Raw genomic sequence first — 23,865 nt, 5'->3', positions numbered from 1 at the left:
ATAGGGTTTGAAAAAAAGATCATCTTGTGAATAAAACAATTCTCTGATTTCTGATTTCTTTTGCAAACTCTTTATCTTTTTTGGTAGGAGGTTCATGCATTTCTTTTAAAACAGCAATTGCATCTTCACCTTCAAAAACAGGAGTTTTTGCAATAGGTTTTGCCATATTTTATCACCTCTTCAAGTTGTAAAAATTATTATGTTTCTCATTACTTAAATAAGTGTTGTTTGCAATGACTTCAATATTATCATTTCAATTCAATATTTCCTTTATTTGATAAATAAGATGAAAATAGTAGGTACTGATGTAATTTAATTGATTAGTATATGATTGGATTTCAAAAAGCATCAGGTTTATCTGCAATGAAGTTCATAAATATCACTCGAGAGGCAAAGCTTGATATATTCTGATAAATATCAAAGTAATGGATGTCATTTCAGTTCTAACCGGTATTATTGGTTGTCTATTATATATGTGAAAAGATATTATTTGGGAAAGTATTATATTAATTTTCATATTAATTATTAATTAATAAATTTTTCTTCTATAGTGGAATTTTTTATAATTTCTAAAAATTTTTCTCAACTAATAATGCAACATGGTCCTTTTCGTATGGTTCCAGTTTGACTTTTTCAATAATCCTAAAACCTTTTTCTTTCAATTTCTTTTCCTGTTCCTTGAATATTTTTTTGGGCTTTTGTACAACGTCAATACTTCTGGCTTTAATCATTAAGAGTCCTAAGGCATCATCATTTCCGAAAATATTCATATTTTTCATAAATAATTCAGTTTGTGTTGGCTGGGCTACATCGCAGTATACCAGGTCTACCTTTTCTAAAATGTTGAGATATCCTTTGGGTTTTGTTGTATCTCCTAAAATAGGCGCAATATTAAACCTTTGGCGTGAAAGCTGAACCAATTTTTTTGCTGTTGTTGGTGAAAATTCAACTGCATACACTCTCCCGTCAGTTATAATATCTGAAATGTGGGATACGGTTGTTCCGGTTGATGCGCCAAGGTATAATACTTTTGAAGTTTCTTCAAGCTTCAGATTTTCTAATCCATTTAATAATGCTGCTGATAATTTTGAACGTCTGGGGTTCCATATCCTGTATTCTGCATCTTCCTGAATTAATTCTTCTCCATAAACTGATGTTCCGGGGGTTAAATTCTTGGTGGCAATATTTCCATCTTTAAAATAAACATTCATATTTTATCTCCTTTTCTTTCTTTTTTTACCTTTTTTCTTACTTTTTTTCGGTTTTGAATGTTCTTTTTTATTCTTTCGTGTTGGTTTTGTTGGGAATGGATTATTTTTCTCTATTTCTTCTACTTTTGATAGAAATTCTTCTGCAGCATTTTCATCAAATGTTTTAGTAAAAACGTCACGTCTAACGGCCAGTGAAATCATTCCTGCAAGCATTCTTGCAATTTTACCTCGGTTCCACCATTTGGCCCCTCTAACTTGGGGATGTTGATATATTAATCCATATTTGGGAGGTCTGTCTCCGCTTTTTAAATGTCTAAATAACGCTTTTTCAGCACCCATTATCTGGACAGTACTTGATGAGTACAATGCGAGTCTTCTAATTCCTCCGGCATGTGAAATCAACTTTGCACCAAGTGATGATCCAACTAAAAGCTTTAAATTCGGCGCAATGGATTCAATTTTTTCATCAATATACTTTTCAATGTTTTGTCTTGATTTTTGAAGTTCATAAATTGAATTGGCATAGTTGTTCATAATCTCTAAATCCAACGGATTTATATCTTCATCTAAATCAATAATGTCACTTGGAAATGCATCAGGTTTTGCTTCAATAATTTTTTCTTTTGTTTTATTTTGTGATATTAATTTGATGTAGGTTTCATTATTTTTAACAACATCCATTTCGGGAAAATAAAGTGCATACCATTCTCTAATTCGTTCGACTAATTTGGAAATGCTTTCATCGATTTCATCAATCGAATTAATGGCTTGTATTAAATGCTTATCTTCAGAAGCGGAAGCCTTTTTAATATTGTATATTGCCAAATTTCTATAAATCGAAGTTATGTCTTGTGAATCCAGACCAAACTTTTCATAATTGCTTCTTAAATACTCTCCGGCGGAATTCGGAGTTTTTATTATTATCTTATCGTTGCCATAATCTGAATGTCTTTTATTGGATTCAATGATTATCTCATCATATTCTTTTGAAACTTCTTCAATTATTTCCAATTCTTCTTTAACAATTTTTTTATCATTAATTTCAGCCAGTCTGTTAATTATCTCATCTTCAGGAAATAATTTTTCTGATATTAATTCATTTTCACTATTAAAAGCTAAAAAACCTTTAACCGAGTAAGTTATATAACATTCCATGAAGTTACATATTTTTTTTATTTTTAATAAGTATTTTCATATATCACAAGGTTTAATTTATTTAATTTCTAAATAGACATAGTATATTAGTATTATCTTGGATTTGAAATTATGTCAAAAAACTATAAAGATTTACAATATGAATTGGAACTTAAAAATGCTGAAATTGATGAGCTTAATTTGGATTTGGAAAACAAAAAAGATGAAATCAACAAATTGAAGTTATATTCGACTAAATTGAAATATGAAAAGAAAAATTTGGAAGATAAACTTGATACAAAAATTGATTACGACAAAGCAAGAATTAAGGAACTGGACGATTTGTCTGAAAAGATTAAAGAAAAGGAGTCTGTTATAGAAGATAAGCAGGATCAGGTTAAATATTTAAGGTCTTTGATTGATGATTATAAAGGTCAGTTAAATAGAAATACTGAAAATTTAGAAGTCCAACTTAGGAAAATCTCTAAAACATATGAAGATTTGCTTAAACAAAAAGATTCAATAATCAAAAAACAAGATGAAGAAATTTCCAATTTAATAAAATCCAAAGAAGAGATAATTAAATCTAATAAAACTAATGTAATCAGTTTAAAATTGCAAAATGAAAAGTATCAGGAAATTATTGAAAAATTAACAAAAACTAATTAAATAATTAATTACAAAGTTGATATCATGTTGAAAACAAATATTTGCGGAGTTGAATTTAGAAATCCTCTGATGCTGGCTGCAGGAATCATGGGAAGTAATGCTTCATCAATGAATTGGATTTTAAAATCCGGTGCCGGCGGTGTCGTTTCAAAATCCTTTTCTTTAAAACCTCATCCGGGATATGTTAATCCTACAACTGTTGCAGTTGATGGAGGCATTATAAATGCAATCGGACTTTCAAATCCTGGTGTTGATAATTTTAAAGAGGAACTGATGAAAATTGAAAGAAAAAACAACGTCGTTATAGCTTCAATTTATGGAGCAACGCCGGATGAGTTTTCCACATTGGTGGGGAAAGTTCAGGATTGTGTTGACATGATTGAGTTAAATATTTCATGTCCTCACGCAATGGAAGGTTATGGTGCGTCTATTGGTCAGGATTGTAATTTAAGTCATACTATTGTTTCAACAGCAAAAGATGCTTCTGATGTTCCGATAATTGCTAAGTTAACTCCAAATGTAACTGATATTGCTGAAATTGCAAAAACTTGTGAAGATGCAGGTGCTGATTGCTTATCTCTTATTAACACATTAGGTCCTGGCATGAAAATCAATATTGATGCTGCCCGTCCGGTACTGTCTAATAAATTTGGTGGAATGAGCGGCCGTGCAATTAAGCCGATTGCCATTAGTAACGTTTATTCAGTTTATGAGGCTGTTGAAATTCCGTTAATCGGTGTTGGCGGAATTTATAGCTGGGAAGATGTTGTAGAATTTATCTATGCAGGTGCAAAGGCAGTTCAGATAGGGACTGCTATTATGGATGAAGGTGTTGAAGTATTTAATCATATCAACGAGGGATTGGAAAAATTCATGGATGAAAAAGGATTTTCATCTATTGATGAAATGGTTGGACTTGCACATGAGGAGTTGTAATTATGATTAATGAACCGAAAATTGTTGAAATAACAGATATTATTGATGAAACTCCTACAATTAAAACTTTCAAATTCAATTGGGACATGGCTGCCCTTGGAAAACCAAATCCTGGGGAATTCGTCATGGTTTGGAATTTCAAAAATGAAAAGCCAATGTCTATTGCTCAAATAAATGATGATGAATTGGCTATTGCCGTTAAAAATATTGGAGAATTCACATCACAATTGCACGATTTAAAAATTGGTGATCATATAGGTATTAGGGGCAGTTACGGTCACGGATTTGATAATTCCTTTGAAAATAAAAGGATTTTGGCAATTGGAGGTGGTGTTGGGATGGCACCAATTAATGCAATTGTCAGCGATTTATTAAAAAAAGGCAATTCTGTTGATGTTGTTGCAGCTGCAGTTACTGAAGATGAATTATTATATGCAGATGCACTTGAAAAATTAGGGGCATCTATTTATCATTGTACTGATGATGGAAGTTTCGGGTTTAAAGGATTTGCAACAGATTGTACAATCGAGCTACTTAAAAATTCAACTTATGATTATGCATTTGTTTGCGGACCTGAGATAATGATGAAAGGAATTTTCGATATTCTTGAAGAGGCATCAATACCTGCACAATATTCTCTTGAAAGATATATGAAATGTGCTCTTGGTGTATGCGGTCAATGTTGTGTTGATAGTGAAGGTTGGAGAATCTGTGTTGAAGGGCCGGTTTTTGAAAATGACAAAATATATAAAATAACCGAGTTCGGCAAATACAGAAGGGATTCATGCGGTGTCAAATACTAATTTAAGGCTGATAACATGGGTATTGAAATTAAAGAATATTTTACTCTTCCGGCACTTCTAATCTGTTTTTTATTGATTGTATCGCTGATGTTTATATTTCCTGTTTTGAAAATGATTATTTTGGGAGTTATTCTGGCTTATGGGATTAGGCCATTGGCTTTTAAAATTCAATCAAAATTAAAATTTTCTTCAATTTCAATATTGCTGGCAATGGTGATTGTTTTAATACCTTTAGTTTTGTTATTGGGTTATATTTCTTTTGAAATATCCTCTGCTCTTTCAAGTGTACTTGTATCCAGCTCATATGCTGATTTCAATTCATCTATTTCAAATCTGATTTCTTATTTGCCGGTTAATCTGGATTCAAACACGATTTCTGCACAGTTAAATTCAACATTTGAGAATGTAGCAGGATTCGTTTTAAATTATGGAGTAAGTTTTTTAGGAAAATTTGCCAATATTACTTTAGAGTTATTTATACTTGTTTGTTCAGTTTTTTATTTTGTTAGGGACGGAGATAAATGCTTCAATTTCATTAGAAGTTTTGTTCCTCGCGATTCCATAAATTTCTTTGATAATACTGTTGAATCTGTAAAGGATGTATTAAAAAGCATATTTTACGGGCACTTCCTGACTTCTGTAATAATCGGTATTTTTGGATGTATAGGATATTCTCTTTTAGGATATCCCTATGGAATATTTTTAGGTGTTTTAACAGGAATTTTTCAATTGATTCCAATATTCGGACCTTGGCCGATTTACTGGACATTATTCTTTATTGATATACTGGGCGGAAATTATCCAAGATCAGTCATTGTTTTACTATTCGGGTTTTTCTTAAGCACAATCGATATGTATATTCGTCCAGCTCTCTCAAGCCGTTATGTGGATATTCATCCCTTAATTTTACTTGTAGGATTCCTGTCCGGACCTTTAGTTTACGGACTTGTAGGTTTTATTGTAGGTCCTTTGATTTTGGGAATAACGTTTACTGTTTTGGACAGTTATAGAAAAGAATACCTTGGAGATGGATAGATGCAAAAGAACGTTGTTATTTTGGATATTGATTATGTCACATTCGATGAAAAACCTGTAATCAGGTTGTTTTCAAAAGATGGGGATAAAAATGTAGTCCTATTGGATGATACTTTTGAACCTTATTTATATGTTGCGTCTGATGATTTGGACGGATGTTTAAAAGAGATCCAGGATAATTTGGACGTTGTGCGTGTAGAAAAAGTTCTTAAAAAAGATTTTCAAATAAAAACTGAGTTTTTAAAAGTCACATTTAAACATCCTCAGGAACTTGCTAAAAATAGAGACGCTTTAAGAGATTTGGAAAGCGTAATCCAAATAAGGGAATTCGATATTCCATTTTACAGGCGATATTTAATGGACCGTGATGTAATTCCAATGACTGAAGTTGTAGCTGTTGGAGATAAAATCGATTCATTTATGGATTTGGATTCAGATAAGCAAGATGTTGAAATTATCAAACTCACAGAAAAACTGAAACGTGTTCCGGAATATCCTCACAATTTCCGTATTTTAAGCTTTGACTTGGAGGTTAGAAACCCTCACGGAATGCCTAATCCAGAAGTTGATGAAATTATTATGATTGGTGTTTCAAGCAATTTCGGCATTAATCAGGTCATCTCAACTAAGACAAATTCTAAAAACAGAAACGATTTTGTAAATCAGGTCAATTCTGAAAAGGAAATGATTGAGGAATTTGTGCAGATTATTAAAGATAACAATGTTGACATTCTTGTAGGTTATAATTCTGATAACTTTGATTTTCCATACCTAAAAGACAGGGCTAAATTATTGGGTGTTGATTTAGACATTGGAATGGATGGATCAGATATCCGGTTTATTAGGAGGGGCTTTGCAAATGCAGCTTCTTTTAAAGGTTTGATTCATGTTGATTTGTATCTGGTCATGAGAAGATACATGACTCTTGAGAGATATACTCTTGAGAGGGTTTATTATGAATTATTTGGCGAGGAAAAGATTGATGTTGCAGGAGATAGGATTTGGGAATTCTGGGATAATGGCGGTGAGGAATTGGATAATCTGTTTGATTATTCGCTGGATGACGTTGTCTCAACATTGAGGATTGCAGAACAAACCCTTCCTCTTAACTTAGAGCTCACCCGTATTATTGGCCAGCCTTTATTTGATGTTTCCCGTATGGCAACAGGCCAGCAGGCAGAATGGTTTTTAGTAAAGCAGGCATATTTTGATGAGGAGGTAGTTCCAAATAAACAAGGAGCAAACTTTGCCAATAGAGCTGCTGCTGAGGATAATGAAGGGGGATATGTAAAAGAACCTGAAAAAGGCTTACATGAAAATCTTGTCCAATTCGATTTTAGAAGCCTGTATCCAAGTATTATTATTTCAAAAAACATCTCTCCGGATGTTATGTATTTGGGGGATGTTGAAAATAAAGAGGAGTATAATATTTCTCCAGAGCACGGCATCAAGTTTAAAAAAGATCCTCAGGGTTTTATCCCTTCAGTTATTGATAAGATTCTACAAGAAAGATTTAGAATTAAAAATGAAATGAGGGAATGTGAGGATGAAACAGTAAGAAAAGCATTAAATGTACAACAACAGGCCATTAAAAGACTTGCCAATACAATGTATGGAATTTATGGATTTCCCAGATTTAGATGGTATTCTTTTGAATGCGCTAAAGCCATTACTTCCTGGGGAAGGGAATATATTAAATCATCAATTAAAAAAGCAGAAGAATTTGGTTTTTACGCGATATATGCTGATACTGATGGTTTTTATGCTAAATATAAAAAAGAAAAAGAGTAAGAGAAATTAATTCTCTTATTTAGTTATTTTTATGTATGATGTTGCGGTTTTTCCAACACAATATTTGTTTGCAGAACTAACTACTACTTTATGGTTTCCAACACTTAAAGATTTCACATTAAGATATGCAATTCCTTTTGAATTAGTTTTTATTGTATAAGTTTTGTAGGATTTGCCTGTGTAAACTTTAACTTTTACTTTAACTCCAGGAATCACTTTATTTGTTTTTGTATTTTTCACAGTAACTTTAAAGTTTTTGTTTGTTCCTTTTTTAGCAGTTATTTTTGCAGGAGTTAATTTAGTTGGAGCTTTAAGCACTACGATTTTTGATGAAACTTTTTTAACACTAAAGTCTTTTGCATCAGCGCCTCTGACTTCAACCTTGTAAGTTCCAGGGTTTAAATCAATTAATAATTTTAACTGACCATTACCTCCGGTATTTCCATTGTAATTGTAGTATTTGTAAGGGGATATGTATATTCTAATGTTAAGTTTTCCATCATAAATAGGTGCATTTTTCTTTTGTGTGTTGACTAATTTTATAGTAAAGTATTTGCCTTGTTTGTAGTATGCAGTCACTTTTGGTGCAACAATCTTTGCAGATGCCTTTTTAACTGTAATATATTTGGTAACTGTATTGCTGCTATATCTTGTATCTGCAGATTTTACAACTATCTTGTGTTTTCCAACAGCTAAGGATGCTGAAAATTTAACAAATCCGTTTTTATCTGCCTGGAAAAGATACGCCTTTGATTTTGAACCTGTGTATATTTGAACATATACGATTGCATTAGGCACTGCTTTACCGGTTTTTTTGTCTGTAATTTTAATAATTGCTGTAGTTCCGGTATTGTAGCTTATAGTTGAACCGGATGTTATCGCTATAGTTACAGGTTTTGCAACAATAGTTATTTTTCCGCTGACCTGTTTATATTTCATGTTTTTGGTATCATTATTACTAACATTAATATTATAAATTCCACTGGTTAAAGTATTGATATTGATTACTCCAGTTCCGTTTACATTAGTTAGAATGTAATAATGCTTATCTTTGGTTTCAGGCATATATAAGTGAAGAAGAATACCAGGTACTGGACTGCCGTCAACAGCATTTGTAACTTCAATGTTGAATTTTTTAGCAGTTCCATATTCTTCTTTCATATTTTCAATTTCAATATTGATTGTTGCTTGTTCGATAGTCAAATTAGTTTTAAAGGTGCTGAATCTCAAATCACTTTTTTCATCCTTACTTAATTCAACAGTATTGTTGCCAACATTTAGGTAATCTTGACTTAATTTACCATTATCTAGAGTATAAACAATTAAAGAAGTTGTTTTAAATGTTATAATGCCATTTTTATCTATTACTCCATCGAATGATGTTCTGAGGTTACTTCTGATAATAGTTAACCTTATTTTTTTACCTGTTAAATTGGTGGTTTCATTATCAATATCAGTTACTTTAAATGTGAAATTTCCATTTTGGTATTGATTTTTACCATTGATTACATCAATCTTAACATTGTATATTCTATTTGATTTGATAGTGGTGTTAAGTGTTTTATTGCCGTTAGTGTAGACGATGGCAATATTTGATGTGGTAATGTTATTTGCCAATGGATAATTAAATATGATTTTATTGTTTTCTACTTTAAAGTCAGAAATATTGACTGTTTTAGTCTCATTTCCGTCTTTATAGGTTATGCTTATATTAAACTCATTTTTACTTAGAATTTCACTGTCCTTCCCATTTGTAACATTAATTGGAATTTCAACAATTTTTGAACTGTTGACATCAATGGAACTGTCTGTTTCAATTGAATAGTTTCCAAAAATACATAAATTAATAATTTTTGAAGAGTTATTATAAATGTCATTGCCTAAATAGGTTATATTTAATTTATGATTGCCCTTGCTTAATTTATCAAGGATAATAATTTTTGAATTGTTATAACTGAATTTTATTTGTTTGTTTCCTTCATAGACTGTTAAATTTTTATCAGTAATTCCGATAGAATTACTTTCATTATCTTTTACAGTAACATCAATTACCTTTGTTTCATTATCTCTTATTGCAACGTCTTCAGAAACAACTTCGGTACTTTTTTTAACTGTTGTGTTTGCTGATTCATTTGCAAGAACAATGTCTGATCCATCATCTGATAAACTGACATCTTCATTGGTGTCTATGTCGTTTGCAGAAACAGATCCTATGCTTACTAATAAGAATACTGCTATTGTTATTAGTAAGATGTAAGAGTTTTTAAGTTTCATTACTTATTTCCTCCTTTTTTTTTAAAAATCATATTTCTCAATAAAAAGTTATTATAATTTTTAGTATTATAATCTTATGTATTGCTTACTATATAATCATTTTTATTTTAATAAATGTAAACTCCAATTTACTTTAATTGAAATCCAACGAAATGTAAATAGTTCATAATCGTTTTGTTAATAAAAAAAAGAATGGAGGATAAAATTATCCTTCAAGGTAAGAATCAAGGTCAATATCTAAATTGCCGCAGATTCTTTCTAACTGTTCATATAATTTTTCATCGATGATAATTCCATTGGCTTCAGAATCAGCAATTCTTTTAACTTCTAAATCACCTGGAACTGCAACATTCTCACCAGTAGCTCTGACTTGTGAGATAAATTCTTCGGTATTTGCTTTAAATTCATCAAAGTCTCCGAATTTGGAAGGATCAATTACAATGTACAAATCTCCTTTTGTACAATCCTTCTCAGGTGAAGCTGTACCGGTTACACCAAGACCATACTCTGCCTGTACTAATGGTCCGGTTAATATTTCAATTAATAAAGATAATGCATATCCTTTAAATCCGCCAAATGGTAAAATTGACCCTTCTAATGCTTCTGTAGGATCATTTGTTGGTTTTCCGTCTTTATCTAATGCCCATCCATCAGGCAATTCAATTCCTTTTCTTTTTGATTCAATGATTTTTCCACGTGCAGTAACTGATGTTGCCATATCTACAGTAATATAGCTGTCAGATGGAATGCCTAATGCAATAGGGTTGGTTCCGATTAAAGCTTTGCTGCCTCCTAAAGGAGCAATAGCCGGATCGGTATTTGCAATTACCAATCCGATACAATTTTCTCTTAAGGCCAAATCAGAATAAAATCCGGTAACTCCAAAGTGATTGGTGTTGTGAACACCGACACAGCCAATACCCAGTTCTTTTGCTTTTTTAATTGCAATTTGCATGGCTTTGTAGGATACAGCTTGTCCAAATCCGCTGTTACCGTTAATTAATGCCATTGCAGGTGTTTCTTTTTCAATGGTAATGTTGTCTTCTAAGTTAATTGTACCTGATTTAATACTAATGAGGTATTGCGGGAATCTGCCAAGCCCATGTGATGTAAACCCTTTTAAATCTGCATCAACGGTAGCTTCCGCAACTAATTTCTGGTCTTCTTCACTAGCCCCTAATTTTTTCAGTATTTCTTTAACAAGAGCCATTTCATTATCTTTCATTATCTTCATCATATCAATCCTTATCAGTTAATTAAATCAGTATTCAATTTCACTACCTTCAAAAGCTTTAACCGTAATTTTTTCATCATCAGTTACGCTGCCTATAATCTGGCAGTTGCAATAGTCTTTTAAGGTGTCCATTATCTTGTCTGCCTCTTCTTCGCCACAGATAACAACAAAACCGACACCCATGTTGAAAACTTTATACATTTCTTTGATGTCTACGTTTTGTTCGTAAATGAGTTTAAATATTTCCGGAACTTCAGGAAGGTCGTTAATATCATAACCTACGCCTTTTTTCAAACGTCTAAGGTTAGTAAAACCTCCTCCGGTAATATGTGCAAGACCATTGATATTGTATTCTTTTTCAAATAGCGCAACAATAGGTTTAACATAAAGTTCGGTTGGTCTAATCAATTCTTCACCAATGGTTGTTTTGCCGTTAGGCATCATATCTTCAACAGAAAAACCGCCATCATCGAATAATGCTTTTCTGGCCAAACTGTATCCGTTGGAATGAATTCCATTACTTTCGATACCAATCAAAACATTTCCCGGTTGGATATTTTCGCCGGTAATAATTTTATCAATGTCTACAAATCCAATACCTGTACCTGCCAAATCGAAATCTTTAATGATTCCTGGAAGGGATGCTGTTTCACCGCCGATAATTGCAATTTTAGATTCATTAGCACCTTTAACAAGACCTTCTGCAATTTCTGCAGCTCTTTCAGGGTCCGGTTTTTCAACAGCAAGGTAGTCTACTAAAGCAATTGGTTCTGCTCCGACACATAAAATGTCGTTAACTACCATAGCAATACAGTCAATACCTACTGTATCGTATTTGTTCATCATTTCAGCAATTAAAATTTTACTTCCAACACCATCAGTACTCATTGCAATAGCTTTATCGCCCAATTTTACTAAAGCAGCATAATGGCCGCTGTCAGTAATAATATCCCTACATTCTAATGTTGATTTAAGTTTATCGGCTAGTTTTGAAACAGTAACAGCTTCTAAATCTATATCAACACCTGATTCTGAATAAGTAACCATTTTCACACCTATTGTTTTAAAAATAAATTGATGTTGTAATTTTTACAACATTCATTATAGTATTACTTTGTTTTAATTAGTATTTAATTATTAATGAATCCTTACACAATCTAAGTTAATCGGAGTTTTAGTCTCAATTTTATAACTTCTATGAATTGAAGATGCAAGGTCCACAGTTTTGTACGGGTCTCCATGACAGGTAATGACCCTTTCAGGTCTAGGATTAAGTCTTTTAACGTATTCCATCAATTGTCTTCTGTTGGAGTGACCACTAAATCCATTAATGGTTTTAACTTCCATTTTAACATTGAATATTCTGGTTTTTCCTTCATCATCTTCAAGAGGAACTTCTTTCCAGCCTTTTTGAACTCTTCTACCCATTGAACCTTCAGACTGGTATCCTACAAAGATTAAAGTATTTCTTTCATCTTCACATAACCATTTGAAGTATTCAACAGAGTTACCTCCGGTTAACATACCTGAGGTTGACAGGATAATTGCAGGATCGCTGCTTTCAACAAGTTCCTTTCTTTGGTCATGATTTTGAACTTTAACAAACATGTCTGAAACGAAAGGGTTTCTTCCCATATGGAAAATTTGGTCTCTTAAATCTTTACTTAAGTATTCAGGTCGTGCAGTGTGTATTGCAGTAGCTTCCCAAATCATTCCGTCAATGAGAATTGGAACTTCTTCAATTAATCCATGTCTCATATACTCTTCTAAAACAACCATGAGCTCCTGTGCCCTTCCCACAGCAAACACTGGCACCAATACTTTTCCTCCACGTTTAAGTGTTTTATAGATTGTTTTCATCATTTCCTTTTCAGCATTATTTCTTGAAGGCTGAATATCTTCTTTTCCACCATAGGTACTTTCCATAATTACTGTTTCAGCACGTGGGAAACGAATGGTTGCAGGTTCCAGTAATCTGGAAGGTTCGTATTTGAAGTCTCCGGTATATACTAAATTGTAAGCTCCGTCTCCAATATGCATATGGGATATTGCCGAACCTAAAATGTGTCCTGCATTGTGCAATGTTAATCTTATGTCTGGTGAAATGTCTGTTACCTCACCGTAGTCTAAGGTAATTGTATTTTTGATTGCTTGGTGGACATGTTTTGAGGTAAATGGTAGAGGATTTCCTTCCCTGTGTGCAATATCAATATGATCAAATTGTAAAAGGGTGGTTAAGTCTCTAGTTGGGGTTGTACAGTAAACTGGCCCGTCATATCCGTAATGGAATAGGTAAGGTACAAATCCGCAATGGTCCAAGTGAGCGTGAGAGATGATAACAGCATCCAATTCTTCAATTGAAAATTCCGGAGCGTTCAAGTATGGGAATGCATTTTTATTATCTGATGCAGCAACATTAACTCCACAATCTAATAAAACACGACTGTTTGGTGTTTGCAAAAGCATAGATGAACGTCCCACTTCTTTAAATCCTCCCATTGAAGTGACTCTTGCCCAATCATTTGGATATTTGCTTCCCTGGTGAATCTGACGTCCAAGACGCTGTAATAATTTTTTCCTATCTTTACTGCTATTTTTCTGAATAGTTCTGATTTTTCCAATAATGTCTGAACTTATTGGTGGAGTTCTTAGGATTTTAGGTGCCCATCCGGTATTTTTAACAATGCTTCTTGAAGTAACACCGTATTTTCCGATAACAAGTCCAGGCTTTTTAGCGGTAATAACCACTTCTGCAGTTACTGTGTCAAAATAAATATCTGTGATTTCCGCTCCTTCAGGAACAATTTCATGAATCTTGTTTATTGTATCTTCGGCCTCAAGCAATGCGCTTTTATCTGAGCGAATGATTATCCTTTTTCTCAATTCTTTTGCAAGTGACCGTATAAGGTCACCATTTTCAGTTATAATTTCCGGATTTTTAGTATAAACTACAACTTCAGGTCCTTCAAATTCTACTTTTGAAACCTGAATTTCATCTGGTAGTTTCTGCAAAATCTCTTTTTTAATATTCTCTAAAATATCTGAAGTCATATAATCCCTTCAAAAAAAGCCTGTGTATTAGAATAGTTTATGAAAAGCTTTAAGCCATAATTAGTTAAATTCCATAAACTATGTACACATTTATATAAAAAAATAGTTAGTTATGAAAAATCAGTTTTGCTTAAATTTTATCCAAAATTTTGTTTATTTTTTCATTATCTAACATTTCAAAACCGTCTTTATCTACTTTAGCGACTAAATATCCGTTTCCGGAATAAGTGTCACGTTCAGCAGCAGCTTTGATAGCTCTTATAGCTATTTCAATTCCTTCGTCAATAGTTAAATCATCTCTAAATCTGTCTTCAAGAACTCCATAAGCTACGATGGATCCTGAACCAGTTGAAATGTAAGTATCTTTAATCATACCTCCGGCAGGGTCTAATGAATAAAGAGATGGTTTGTCTTCATCCATACCGCCAAGTAATGTTTGAACATACATCGGTCCGGAACGTAATATATTTGCAGTTAATGATGCAGCAGCTTTAACACTGATTGCATTATTGTTTCTCATTTGATATAATGAGACTTCCGCTTCAATAACTTTCATTAAATTTTGAGCATCTCCAACAGAACCTGCAATGGTAGTTACAATGTTATCATCAATTTTAAATATTTTTTCTGCTACTTTGTGAGCTACTAAGTTTCCCATACTAGCTCTTCTTTCACTTGCAAATACAACACCGTCTTTACATTCAATTCCAACGGTTGTTGTACCTTTTAGTATTTTATCATCCATTCTATACACCTCATATAAGTATTTAAAATATAATTTCAACTACTCATAGGTTAATATAACAAAATAAATTAATGTTTCACTATTAATTTTATTTAAAATCAGAATCAATAATTAGTATAAACTAACAATTATAATATTGATATATCTATGTATATAAACTTTTCTTATTAAGGTGGATAAATGAAATATAAAAAAATTGGAGATATTTTAATTTTAGATAATAATTGCCCAAAAAAGGATTTTGAGAATTTATCTAAAGCTCATAATGTTAAAACCGTAATGAAAATCAATCATATTCAGGGAACTAAAAGGGAGCCGGTTTATAATATACTTTATGGCAGTGAAACTGAAACTGTCCATAAGGAAAACGGCTGTCTGTTCAAGTTGGATTTAAGTAAAGTGATGTGGTCTAAAGGCAACAATAATGAAAGATTAAGAATAGCAAAGCTAGTTGAGGATGGCGAAACAGTAATCGACATGTTTGCAGGTATCGGGTATTTTTCTATTCCGGTTGGTGTTCATTCAAATGCAGAAGAAATAATTTCTATTGAGATTAATCCAAATTCATATCATTTCTTATGTGAAAATATAAAATTAAATAAATTAAATAATGTAAATCCCATTTTAGGTGACTGTAAATATGAAACTCCCAAATTCAAAGCAGATAGGATTATAATGGGTTATGTAAAAACCACTCATCATTATTTAAAAGTAGCTATTGACAGTTTAAATAAAGGAGGCATTCTTCACTATCACGAGACGGTTCCCGAAAAACTAATGAATACAAGACCTCTTGAAAGAATTATGTCTCAGGCTGGAAATCGTGATGTGGAATTGTTAAAAATAAATAAAATAAAAAAATATGCTCCTGGCGTAGAGCACGTTGTTATTGATGCGGTGATAGATTAGAAACTTTTTCTAATAAATTGCCGTTTAGCCATTCGGTATTGATGTATTTTTCATAAATGCATAATCTTTCTTTTAATTCAAAGCCTGCATCTTGAGTTAATCTTTTAAGTTCATCAATTCCCGGCCATGGGGACGTGATATTGACATAATCTGGACTTACCGGCGAAACTCCTCCCCAATCGTCAGCACCGCACAATAAGAATATCTGAGCAGTTTCATTATTCAAATTAGGCGGGACCTGAATACTGACATCAGTATCTGCAAAGAGAAGTGTTGCAGCAATTACGGTTCTGACCATATCCAAAAATGTTGGTTCTGCCCAATTTTCCATTTCAATTCCAGGAATCGGTGTGAAATTTTGAATGATTACCTCTTGGATATGTTCGTACTCCTCATATAATTCTTTAATTGCAATCAAGGATTCGGCAATTTCTTCTTTTGTCTCGCCAATTCCAATTAATATTCCTGTGGTATATGGAATTTTAAGTTTTCCGGCATTTGCTATTGTTTCTAGTCTTAATTTAGGATCTTTCCCCGGACTTTTATTATGTGCAGGCAATTTCATTAACCTGTCTGATGAATTTTCAAGCATTAATCCTAATGATGCATTAACTTCCTTTAACTTTGTCAGTTCATCAAAGGTAAAGTTTCCTCCGTTAGTGTGAGGTAGCAGACTTGTTTCATTTAACGTCATTTGACATATGTCGGTTATATAGTCAATCATCTCTTCATAACCATATTCGGCTAATTTATGCTGAACGACTTCTTCTTCATCAGCATTTTCGCCAAAAGTAAAAAGAGCTTCTTTACAGCCATATTGTTCAGCCTCTTTTAAACTTTCTAAAACTTCTTCTTTTGTTTTAAGTATTATGGCTTCAGGATCATCAGGATTCTTTTTAAAATTGCAGTATCCGCAATCATTTCTGCAGATTTCAGTCAATGGTATGAATACGTTTTTAGAATAAGTAATAAGATTATTCTCCCTGTATTTCGATGTTTGTGACATATAGTCGATTATTTCACTATCGGCAGCATTTAAAATACGGAGAATATCTTTTTTAGTTAATTTTGAATGCATTTTAATCTTCGTGTTCTGAAACAGTCACTTCTACATATAATGGTGGAAGTTCATTTTTATCTTCCCATATGGCAATTACCACATCAAAACCCGGAACTTCAAATACTTTATAGTCGACCACGAGACCCATATATTCAAGCTCGTCTTTCATTCTCATAAATCCGCTTTCATCGACATAATCTGTTGTTCCTTCACTTTCTTGAATATGTTTGTCTCCGGATTTTAAAATTTCAGAAATTTTTTCTGAGGTTGCATCTAATTCAGTTCCTTCGAGAAGTTCACCAATTTCACTAAGTTTTGAGTCAAATTCGTCTAAGGGGATTACTGTTCTTGATCTTCCTCTAACAATGAGTATCTTATCGTTATCGATTGCAGGTTTTGACCCTTTAAATGAATCAAAAAAACCCATCACTTTTCCGGCAATTTCATAAGTCTTTTTCATTAAATCAGATCCTATTCAATATTCAATTCTGCTTTCAATTCACCTAATGTGGTCTCTTTTTCTGCAAATGCGTTGTGTCTGTGAATACTTTCATGGTTTTCTTGACGTGCGGTAATTAATGTATTGTCAGGTAAATCTGAATATTTGTTAGCAATTTTTTCCATCATATTTCTAACGCAGTCTTCAACGAAAACAGGTTTTCTGTGAGCATTCATAACAGTTGCATTTTCATCAGGTCTCTTGAGTAATTCACACACCGGAGAACTCATTGAACTTTCAATAATTTCGATGAGATCTTCAGCTTCAACTTTCTGGTCATGCGGAACTTCAATCAGTAATGTCCCCACACCTCTTTGGTTGTGTGAAGCGAAAGTGACAGTGTCTAAGACTTTTTGTGTTGTTTCTTCGTCTAAAAATTCTAATAATTTGTTTTTATCTGATTCCCTTACAGATTCTTGTGCACATGGACATACAGTCATTCCAACAACTTCCGCACCAATGCTTTTTCTGATTTTTACATTGCCGTCATCGTCTCTTAATCCAACGGCTTTTGCTTTTAAAGTAGCCATTTCCTGGGTTTTATTTTGAGTTACTGGTGACTCTTTCATGAACATATAGTCGGTTTTCATACTAATTTCAACACGTTTAGCATATTCATGCTTGGTCATCATTTTATCAACAATTTTTGCACATAATGATTCAATGTCAACTGTGGAATCCATAGCAACAGTTTCAACAACTTCACTGATTGCTTCCGGGTTTCTAGACATGTGGACCCCTTTTTGATTATTAGGTAAGTCTACAAATGCATCAAAAGTAGGTAATAAAATTATTGGTCTTTTATTTGTTCTTTCTAATTGTAATAATTTTTTAACTCCAGTAACACCGACTCTGGTTAATTTTATAGGTATTGACGGAGTATCGTCTTGAGTATCGGGTAAGCAAACTGCCAATTTCATAACCTCTGATTTTTTAATTCTAATATTAAATCTATTGTTTCTTTTTATTTATATAGTTAAATGAATTTTAGCCATTCAGGTAATATTTTTATTACTGCAATATTTTTATTTCAGAAATTTTATAAAAATAGTCTTTTACTGTCCCACCAAATCTCAAAAGCCGATTTTCGAAAAATGATTCAAATTTAAAATAAATAAAATTTTTTTTTATAGATGAATCTGCTTTTGCAGGACAATTTCTAATTAAAAGAGAATGAAAATAAAATAAGTGATTGATTCAAATCACTTTTATTAAAAACAACTTATAAAATATTTGAAGATCCCATATCCTCTTTAATAACTTCAAGAACGGTTTGAGTGTAAGTTCTTTCTATAATCGGATTTTTTAATAGCTCTTTAATAAAACCATTTAATTCATTTGTGTTTCTGAATTTAGCAATCAAAATAGCATCATATTCGCCGGTAACGTCATATATTCCAACTATATTTTTATTATACATGGTTTTTTCTTCCCAGCTTTTGAGCTTTTCTCCTTTAACTCTCACACCAATGATGGTGGTTAAAACAAAACCTAACTTTTCATGGTCGAGAACTGGTGAAAATTTCTTGATAACTCCTATTTTTACCATTTTGTCAATACGGTTGTGTACAGTTCCCACGGACACATCCAAACTACGTGAAATTTGCCTGTAAGATGTTCTTACATCCTCATTGATTATTTTTAGAATCTTGATATCAATATCATCTAACTTGATAACATTATTTTTTGTCTTTACCATGAACAATATCCCCCTTCATTCTATTTTAATATAATCATCTGTAGATTATACTATCGTCATCTTGTTGTATCTTTCTAATTATATTTAAAACTTTACCTATTTTTTTTAATTTTTTTGAATTTTATCTTAAAAATAATGATTTTCATTTTTGTTTATTCAATTTTTTTTTACAAAATTTATGTTTCACTTTAAATTTCAGAAATATTTTTTTTAGTTTATCAAATATTTATTAAAAAACCAGTATTCATTTTCATTTTTTTTATAATTGCCTGATATTTCATTCAAATTTTGTTTTGTAATTTGACAATTATATTTTTTATACTTTCAACATCGGCATTTGTTTTTATGCCTAATGGATTGAAATGTGTTTTTTTTGCGACAAATCCTTCTTTTTTCAGTTCGTCTAAAATCAAATCAAATTTCGGAGCACTTACTTTTAAAGATTTGGAAATTGTGTGAACATCATAAAATGTTGCCGGCGCGCCAGATTCAACAATACATTTATTTAATAGTTTCAAAGCTTCTTTTTCTTTATTAATTTTTTTATTTTCAGTCTCATCAATCATTTTGGTAATGAATTCATTATTCTGGATATTTCCTAACCATAATGGCCCTGCATGAATTAATTTTTCACCGCAAACCGGACAGACCTCTTCAATCGGAGCGGCTAAACCATTGCTTGTTTGTCTATGGAGGCAATGTTTGCAATGACTGATATATCCGATATTTTTTAAGGATTCGTCTGTTTTTTTAGAACCTTTTTTAACTTCAAGGTACATCCTCATGTAATGCTCTGTGCTGTGGGACATTTTCACTTCAATGCATTTGGCATATTTGGAAAGAGTAAGTGCAACAAAACCCGCCAATATTCTAATACCTGTTTCATGACAGTATTCGCTTTTATATGGTTTGGCATTGTATTTTCGTATGCATGGCTCTTTATATGTTCCGCACAGTGCTGATGTGTCTGTTGCTGTAACGCATAATAATGAGTTTCTTTTAGCACAATAGCCTGCTGAATCAAGGAACGGTGAAGGTGTTCCAAACGGATCTATATCTATCACGTCAAATTCGCCGCGTTTCAATCTTAAAAACATACTTGCGTCATGCTGGTATACTTCAATATCATTTAAATTGTTTAATTGGATATTGTGTCTTTCATAATGATTTGCCACTTCACTTATGTCGTTAATGGAAACTTTTCCAATACCATCAATTTCATTTTTATAACGAATGCCCCGAATTCCACTACCTCCGAATAAATCGCAAATGTTTATTTCTCTGTCCTGTTCTTTTTGAAATACCTGTATTGCAAGTATGGACAAATCCCTATTTAATTCCATGTTGGGGTTGTAAAAAACTGGTGCGTCAGAGGATATTTTATCAAATTCCGGAAATTCAATTTTAGTTAATCCTTCTTCAATAGTATTGGTTTTATATTCTTCCATTAAATCTCACTTTAAATTGTTTTATTGTTAAGTAATGTTTTAAATATTATTAGATTTAAACATTAGTATAGAATATTTAATTTTATTATTTAATTGGTGATTATTGTGTCAAATATTAAGGTTCCTATTGCAAAACCAATAATTGGAGAAGAAGAAATAGAAAATGTAGTCGAAGTTTTAAAATCAGGCATGATTGCTCAAGGACCAAAAGTGGAAGAATTTGAGCAAAAGTTTGCTGAATGGGTCGGAGCAAAATATGGTATTGCTGTTAACTCAGGGACTGCTGCGTTACATGTTGCGTTACTCTCCTGCGGTATTGGTGAAGGTGATGAAGTAATTACAACTCCTTTTACATTTATTGCAAGCGGAAATTCAATTATATACACTGGTGCAAAACCTGTTTTTGCAGATATTGATTTAAAAACATACACTATTAATCCGGATTCAATCGAAGCATTAATAACAGAAAATACTAAAGCTATTCTGCCGGTTCATTTGTATGGTCAATCTGCAAATATGGACAGGATAAATGAAATTGCCGAAAAACATGGTTTGATTGTCATTGAAGATGCTGCACAGGCTCACGGAGCAACCTGCAATGGAGAAAAAGTTGGTGTTTTGGGAGATATGGCATGTTTCAGTTTTTACCCTACTAAAAACATGACAACTTCTGAAGGAGGAATAATCACCACTGACGATGAGGATTTGGCCGAAAATGCTAAAGTATTCAGGGCACATGGTGCAAGTGTAAGATATCATCACGATGAAATTGGTTATAACTTTAGAATGACTGATATTTCTGCTGCTATTGGTCTTGCTCAATTAAATAAGATTGATGAATTTAATGATAAAAGAATTGAAAATGCCTCATACTTAAATAAAGGATTAAAAGATGTTGACGGAATTGTTACTCCTTATTGCGCATATGGTTCAAAACATGTATATCACCAGTACACTATCAGGGTTGAAAAAGGAAATAGGGATGATTGGGTTAATATCATTAATGAATGCGGTGTTGGAACAGGGATTCACTATCCGATTCCATTATATAATCAACCGATTTATAAATCATTAGGAATCGACGGCAACTGTCCAAAAGCCGAATTGGCGGCGGACAATGTTATTTCTCTTCCAGTTCATCCTTCATTAACAAAAGAAGATTTGGATTTGGTTATTGAAGCTGTTAAAAAAGCTTCAGAAGAATTAGATTAATTTCTAACTTCTTTTTCTATTTATTTTAACATATCATTTACGGTTTTTACTTTGGCATCCAGAGTTCTATTTTCAAGATCTCTTCTGTCATCTACTTTTATAACTGTATATACTCTGCCGATTCCAAGTTCAAAAATAGCTTCTTGTGCGTTGGCTATTGCACGGTATAATTCTTCTAAATTATCAGCTTCTATTTGGGTTCCCATTCCGGTCAACTGATAGTTGAGGCCTGAATCTTTAATTGATTGAACTGCAGCAGTTACATAATCTTTACATTCTGTAGTTTCACTTCCAACAGGCAATATTGCAAAATCACATGTAATCATTTTTTTTCACCTGCTAAAATTATTTATTTATCTTTCTATAAATTAGTTTAGTAATGGTTAAGTTAAACAAAGACGATTTCAATGAACATATTTTTACAAGAATCAATAATCTAATTCAGGATTATAAACTGATTAAAGAAGGCGAATTGATAGCTGTAGCATTATCCGGTGGTAAAGACAGTATATTGACTCTTCACGCATTAAAAAATTATCAAAAGCTATTGAATTTTGATTTAGTGGCTATTAGTGTTGATGAAGGGATTGAAGGTTACAGGCAACATGGTATTGACTCGGCAATTAACAATGCCAAAAATCTGGATATTGAACTGGTTCAGAAATCATTTAATGCCGAAGAAGGATTCACATTAGATGATATCTACTCTGATTTTAAAAGTGCATGCATTCCCTGCGGAGTGTTTAGAAGAAATATTTTAAATAAAACAGCTTATGAGCTTGGTGCATCCAAGATAGCTACCGGACACAATTTAGATGATGAAATTCAATCTTTCCTAATGAGTTTTGCCCGTGGAGACACCATTAAGTTCTCAAAATTCGGGCCGGAGCTCGACGTCATACATCCGAAATTGGTTCCTAGAATAAAACCGTTGTGGAACACTCCCGAAAAAGAAGTTGGAATGTGGGCAGTGATTAATAATATTGATATCCATTTAGATGAATGCCCATATTCTCATTTGTCACTAAGGGCTAAAATTAAAGAATTCCTGAATACAAGCGAGGATAAGTGTCCGGGTGTTAAAAATAATGTGATGGGGTCTTTTCAAAAGATGCTGACTTTTGAAAATGATATAAATACAAGCCTTAACGAATGTGAAGTGTGTGGTCAGCCAACCTCTTCTGACATATGCAAGGCTTGCGAGTTAAAAAATTTAATTTCTCAAAATTGCGAAGGCCATATATGCAATAAATAATGCGATTAAAATAATTCCTTCCTTTTTATCATATTTTTCCTGTGTTTTACCAAATATGAAACATATTATTGTAACTATTATCATAAAGACAATATCTGTAATTAAACTTGAATCAACAGGTATTGGACTTATTGCACTACTTGCGCCCAGTACGAATAATATATTGAAGATGTTTGACCCGACAACATTACCTATAACTAATTGATTTTCACCTTTCTTTAAAGCATTAAGTGAAGTTACAAATTCCGGTAAAGATGTGCCTATTGCCACAATAGTCAATCCCACTAGTGTTTCGCTCATTCCGAATGCTATTGCTATTGCTGAAGCACTCTTTACAACCAAATCCCCACCAAGTATAATTCCTGCAAGCCCTATGACAATAAATATTATGCTCTTTTGAGGAGTTAATTTCGGTTTATCTGTTTTTACATCATTATCTTTTTTTGCAGTTCGAATAAGTGAAAATACATATAGGATTAGAATAACTAATAAAATTATTCCTTCTATAGCAGATATGTTCCAGTCAGTTATGATGAATATTGTTAATAGAAGTGTAATGCCTAATAGGATTGGCAAATCTTTTTTCAGCACGCTTTTTTCCATCAGTAGATTGCCAAGCAATGCAGCAACTCCAATAACGAATAATATATTGAATAAGTTACTTCCGATAACATTACCTACTGCAAGTCCGTTGTTTCCGCTAAGGGATGATGTTATGGATACAGCAGCTTCAGGAGCACTTGTTCCAAATGCTACAATTGTTAAACCAATGATGATTGCAGGTATTTTTAAAAGTGATGCAACACTGCTTGAACCATCAACGAAAAGGTCTGATCCCTTAATTAAAAATACAAACCCTGCAATTAATAAAACAAATTGGATAATTATTCCGAAATCCAT

Annotated in this window: 23 protein-coding genes; 8 read left to right on the top strand and 15 right to left on the bottom strand. The window is 32.5% G+C overall.

Going from position 1 to position 23,865, the window contains the following annotated elements; all coding sequences use genetic code 11:
- Window positions 1-19: 19 nt before the first annotated feature.
- The 3 genes from Q4Q16_RS05010 to Q4Q16_RS05000 all read right to left on the bottom strand — a co-directional run bounded on the left by Q4Q16_RS05010 (window position 20) and on the right by Q4Q16_RS05000 (window position 2,366).
- Window positions 20-166, bottom strand: coding sequence for a hypothetical protein (locus Q4Q16_RS05010; protein ID WP_303346625.1), 147 nt, complete (start codon window positions 164-166; stop codon window positions 20-22).
- A 403-nt stretch (window positions 167-569) separates the two neighbouring features.
- The gene (locus Q4Q16_RS05005) at window positions 570-1,211 is read right to left on the bottom strand and encodes a fibrillarin-like rRNA/tRNA 2'-O-methyltransferase (protein WP_303346624.1); all 642 of its coding nucleotides are present in this window, start codon (window positions 1,209-1,211) and stop codon (window positions 570-572) included.
- A 3-nt stretch (window positions 1,212-1,214) separates the two neighbouring features.
- The gene (locus Q4Q16_RS05000) at window positions 1,215-2,366 is read right to left on the bottom strand and encodes an NOP5/NOP56 family protein (RefSeq protein WP_303346623.1); all 1,152 of its coding nucleotides are present in this window, start codon (window positions 2,364-2,366) and stop codon (window positions 1,215-1,217) included.
- A 111-nt stretch (window positions 2,367-2,477) separates the two neighbouring features.
- Between Q4Q16_RS05000 and Q4Q16_RS04995 the strand changes: the two genes are divergently transcribed.
- Genes Q4Q16_RS04995 through Q4Q16_RS04975 form a run of 5 tightly spaced genes read left to right on the top strand, consistent with a single transcriptional unit; the run spans window position 2,478 to window position 7,579 of the window.
- Window positions 2,478-3,014, top strand: coding sequence for a glycosyl transferase (locus tag Q4Q16_RS04995; protein ID WP_303346622.1), 537 nt, complete (start codon window positions 2,478-2,480; stop codon window positions 3,012-3,014).
- Between the two features lie 24 nt (window positions 3,015-3,038).
- Window positions 3,039-3,950 carry a dihydroorotate dehydrogenase gene (locus tag Q4Q16_RS04990; RefSeq protein ID WP_303346621.1) on the top strand — a complete coding sequence of 304 codons (912 nt, stop codon included), beginning with the start codon at window positions 3,039-3,041 and terminating at the stop codon, window positions 3,948-3,950.
- Window positions 3,951-3,952: 2 nt separating this feature from the next.
- Window positions 3,953-4,753 carry a dihydroorotate dehydrogenase electron transfer subunit gene (locus Q4Q16_RS04985; protein ID WP_303346620.1) on the top strand — a complete coding sequence of 267 codons (801 nt, stop codon included), beginning with the start codon at window positions 3,953-3,955 and terminating at the stop codon, window positions 4,751-4,753.
- Window positions 4,754-4,768: 15 nt separating this feature from the next.
- A complete protein-coding gene (locus Q4Q16_RS04980; protein ID WP_303346619.1) occupies window positions 4,769-5,788 on the top strand; it encodes an AI-2E family transporter in 1,020 nt (339 codons plus the stop codon).
- Window positions 5,789-7,579, top strand: a complete 1,791-nt coding sequence (locus Q4Q16_RS04975) for a DNA-directed DNA polymerase (RefSeq protein WP_303346618.1) — start codon at window positions 5,789-5,791, stop codon at window positions 7,577-7,579.
- A gap of 15 nt (window positions 7,580-7,594) precedes the next feature.
- Here the strand turns inward: Q4Q16_RS04975 and Q4Q16_RS04970 are convergent, their stop codons facing one another.
- The 5 genes from Q4Q16_RS04970 to psmB form a co-directional block, all read right to left on the bottom strand.
- Window positions 7,595-9,853, bottom strand: coding sequence for a hypothetical protein (locus Q4Q16_RS04970; RefSeq protein ID WP_303346617.1), 2,259 nt, complete (start codon window positions 9,851-9,853; stop codon window positions 7,595-7,597).
- 205 nt (window positions 9,854-10,058) lie between these two features.
- The gene (gene comC / locus Q4Q16_RS04965) at window positions 10,059-11,087 is read right to left on the bottom strand and encodes an L-sulfolactate dehydrogenase (protein WP_303346616.1); all 1,029 of its coding nucleotides are present in this window, start codon (window positions 11,085-11,087) and stop codon (window positions 10,059-10,061) included.
- Between the two features lie 27 nt (window positions 11,088-11,114).
- The gene (gene purM / locus Q4Q16_RS04960; RefSeq protein WP_303346615.1) at window positions 11,115-12,134 is read right to left on the bottom strand and encodes a phosphoribosylformylglycinamidine cyclo-ligase; all 1,020 of its coding nucleotides are present in this window, start codon (window positions 12,132-12,134) and stop codon (window positions 11,115-11,117) included.
- A gap of 90 nt (window positions 12,135-12,224) precedes the next feature.
- Complete coding sequence (locus tag Q4Q16_RS04955) at window positions 12,225-14,138, bottom strand: beta-CASP ribonuclease aCPSF1 (protein ID WP_303346614.1); 1,914 nt, start codon at window positions 14,136-14,138, stop codon at window positions 12,225-12,227.
- A 130-nt stretch (window positions 14,139-14,268) separates the two neighbouring features.
- The gene (gene psmB / locus Q4Q16_RS04950; RefSeq protein ID WP_303346613.1) at window positions 14,269-14,883 is read right to left on the bottom strand and encodes an archaeal proteasome endopeptidase complex subunit beta; all 615 of its coding nucleotides are present in this window, start codon (window positions 14,881-14,883) and stop codon (window positions 14,269-14,271) included.
- 180 nt (window positions 14,884-15,063) lie between these two features.
- Here psmB and Q4Q16_RS04945 point away from each other — a divergent pair, with 180 nt between their 5' ends.
- On the top strand, window positions 15,064-15,792 hold the full coding sequence (locus tag Q4Q16_RS04945; protein ID WP_303346612.1) for a class I SAM-dependent methyltransferase family protein: 729 nt from the start codon (window positions 15,064-15,066) through the stop codon (window positions 15,790-15,792).
- Here the strand turns inward: Q4Q16_RS04945 and cofG are convergent.
- The 5 genes from cofG to Q4Q16_RS04920 form a co-directional block, all read right to left on the bottom strand.
- A complete protein-coding gene (gene cofG / locus Q4Q16_RS04940) occupies window positions 15,770-16,870 on the bottom strand; it encodes a 7,8-didemethyl-8-hydroxy-5-deazariboflavin synthase subunit CofG (protein WP_303346611.1) in 1,101 nt (366 codons plus the stop codon). The genes Q4Q16_RS04945 and cofG overlap by 23 nt on opposite strands.
- A 1-nt stretch (window position 16,871) precedes the next feature.
- The gene (locus tag Q4Q16_RS04935; protein WP_303346610.1) at window positions 16,872-17,312 is read right to left on the bottom strand and encodes a DUF2120 family protein; all 441 of its coding nucleotides are present in this window, start codon (window positions 17,310-17,312) and stop codon (window positions 16,872-16,874) included.
- An 11-nt stretch (window positions 17,313-17,323) separates the two neighbouring features.
- Complete coding sequence (gene mptA, locus Q4Q16_RS04930; RefSeq protein WP_303346634.1) at window positions 17,324-18,265, bottom strand: GTP cyclohydrolase MptA; 942 nt, start codon at window positions 18,263-18,265, stop codon at window positions 17,324-17,326.
- A 308-nt stretch (window positions 18,266-18,573) separates the two neighbouring features.
- On the bottom strand, window positions 18,574-19,050 hold the full coding sequence (locus tag Q4Q16_RS04925; protein ID WP_303346609.1) for an Lrp/AsnC family transcriptional regulator: 477 nt from the start codon (window positions 19,048-19,050) through the stop codon (window positions 18,574-18,576).
- 281 nt (window positions 19,051-19,331) lie between these two features.
- Entirely contained in the window at window positions 19,332-20,498 is a 1,167-nt protein-coding gene (locus Q4Q16_RS04920) for a tRNA (guanine(10)-N(2))-dimethyltransferase (protein WP_303346608.1), read from the bottom strand.
- A gap of 105 nt (window positions 20,499-20,603) precedes the next feature.
- Here Q4Q16_RS04920 and Q4Q16_RS04915 point away from each other — a divergent pair, with 105 nt between their 5' ends.
- On the top strand, window positions 20,604-21,710 hold the full coding sequence (locus Q4Q16_RS04915) for a DegT/DnrJ/EryC1/StrS aminotransferase family protein (RefSeq protein WP_303346607.1): 1,107 nt from the start codon (window positions 20,604-20,606) through the stop codon (window positions 21,708-21,710).
- A 20-nt stretch (window positions 21,711-21,730) separates the two neighbouring features.
- On the opposite strand, the gene Q4Q16_RS04910 is transcribed toward Q4Q16_RS04915, so the two are convergent.
- Window positions 21,731-22,036: an MTH1187 family thiamine-binding protein gene (locus tag Q4Q16_RS04910; protein WP_303346606.1), complete on the bottom strand. Its 306-nt coding sequence runs from the start codon at window positions 22,034-22,036 to the stop codon at window positions 21,731-21,733.
- A gap of 53 nt (window positions 22,037-22,089) precedes the next feature.
- On the opposite strand from Q4Q16_RS04910, the gene Q4Q16_RS04905 reads away from it, so the two are divergent.
- On the top strand, window positions 22,090-22,965 hold the full coding sequence (locus Q4Q16_RS04905; protein ID WP_303346605.1) for a TIGR00269 family protein: 876 nt from the start codon (window positions 22,090-22,092) through the stop codon (window positions 22,963-22,965).
- On the opposite strand, the gene Q4Q16_RS04900 is transcribed toward Q4Q16_RS04905, so the two are convergent.
- Window positions 22,924-23,865 carry a calcium/sodium antiporter gene (locus Q4Q16_RS04900; RefSeq protein WP_303346604.1) on the bottom strand — a complete coding sequence of 314 codons (942 nt, stop codon included), beginning with the start codon at window positions 23,863-23,865 and terminating at the stop codon, window positions 22,924-22,926. The two genes, Q4Q16_RS04905 and Q4Q16_RS04900, sit on opposite strands and share 42 nt — an antisense overlap.

It is taken from the genome of Methanobrevibacter sp. (assembly GCF_030539875.1).
GTDB lineage: Archaea > Methanobacteriota > Methanobacteria > Methanobacteriales > Methanobacteriaceae > Methanocatella.
The sequence above is the reverse complement of the archived record's forward strand: the minus strand, read 5'-3'. Positions and strand labels throughout refer to the sequence as shown.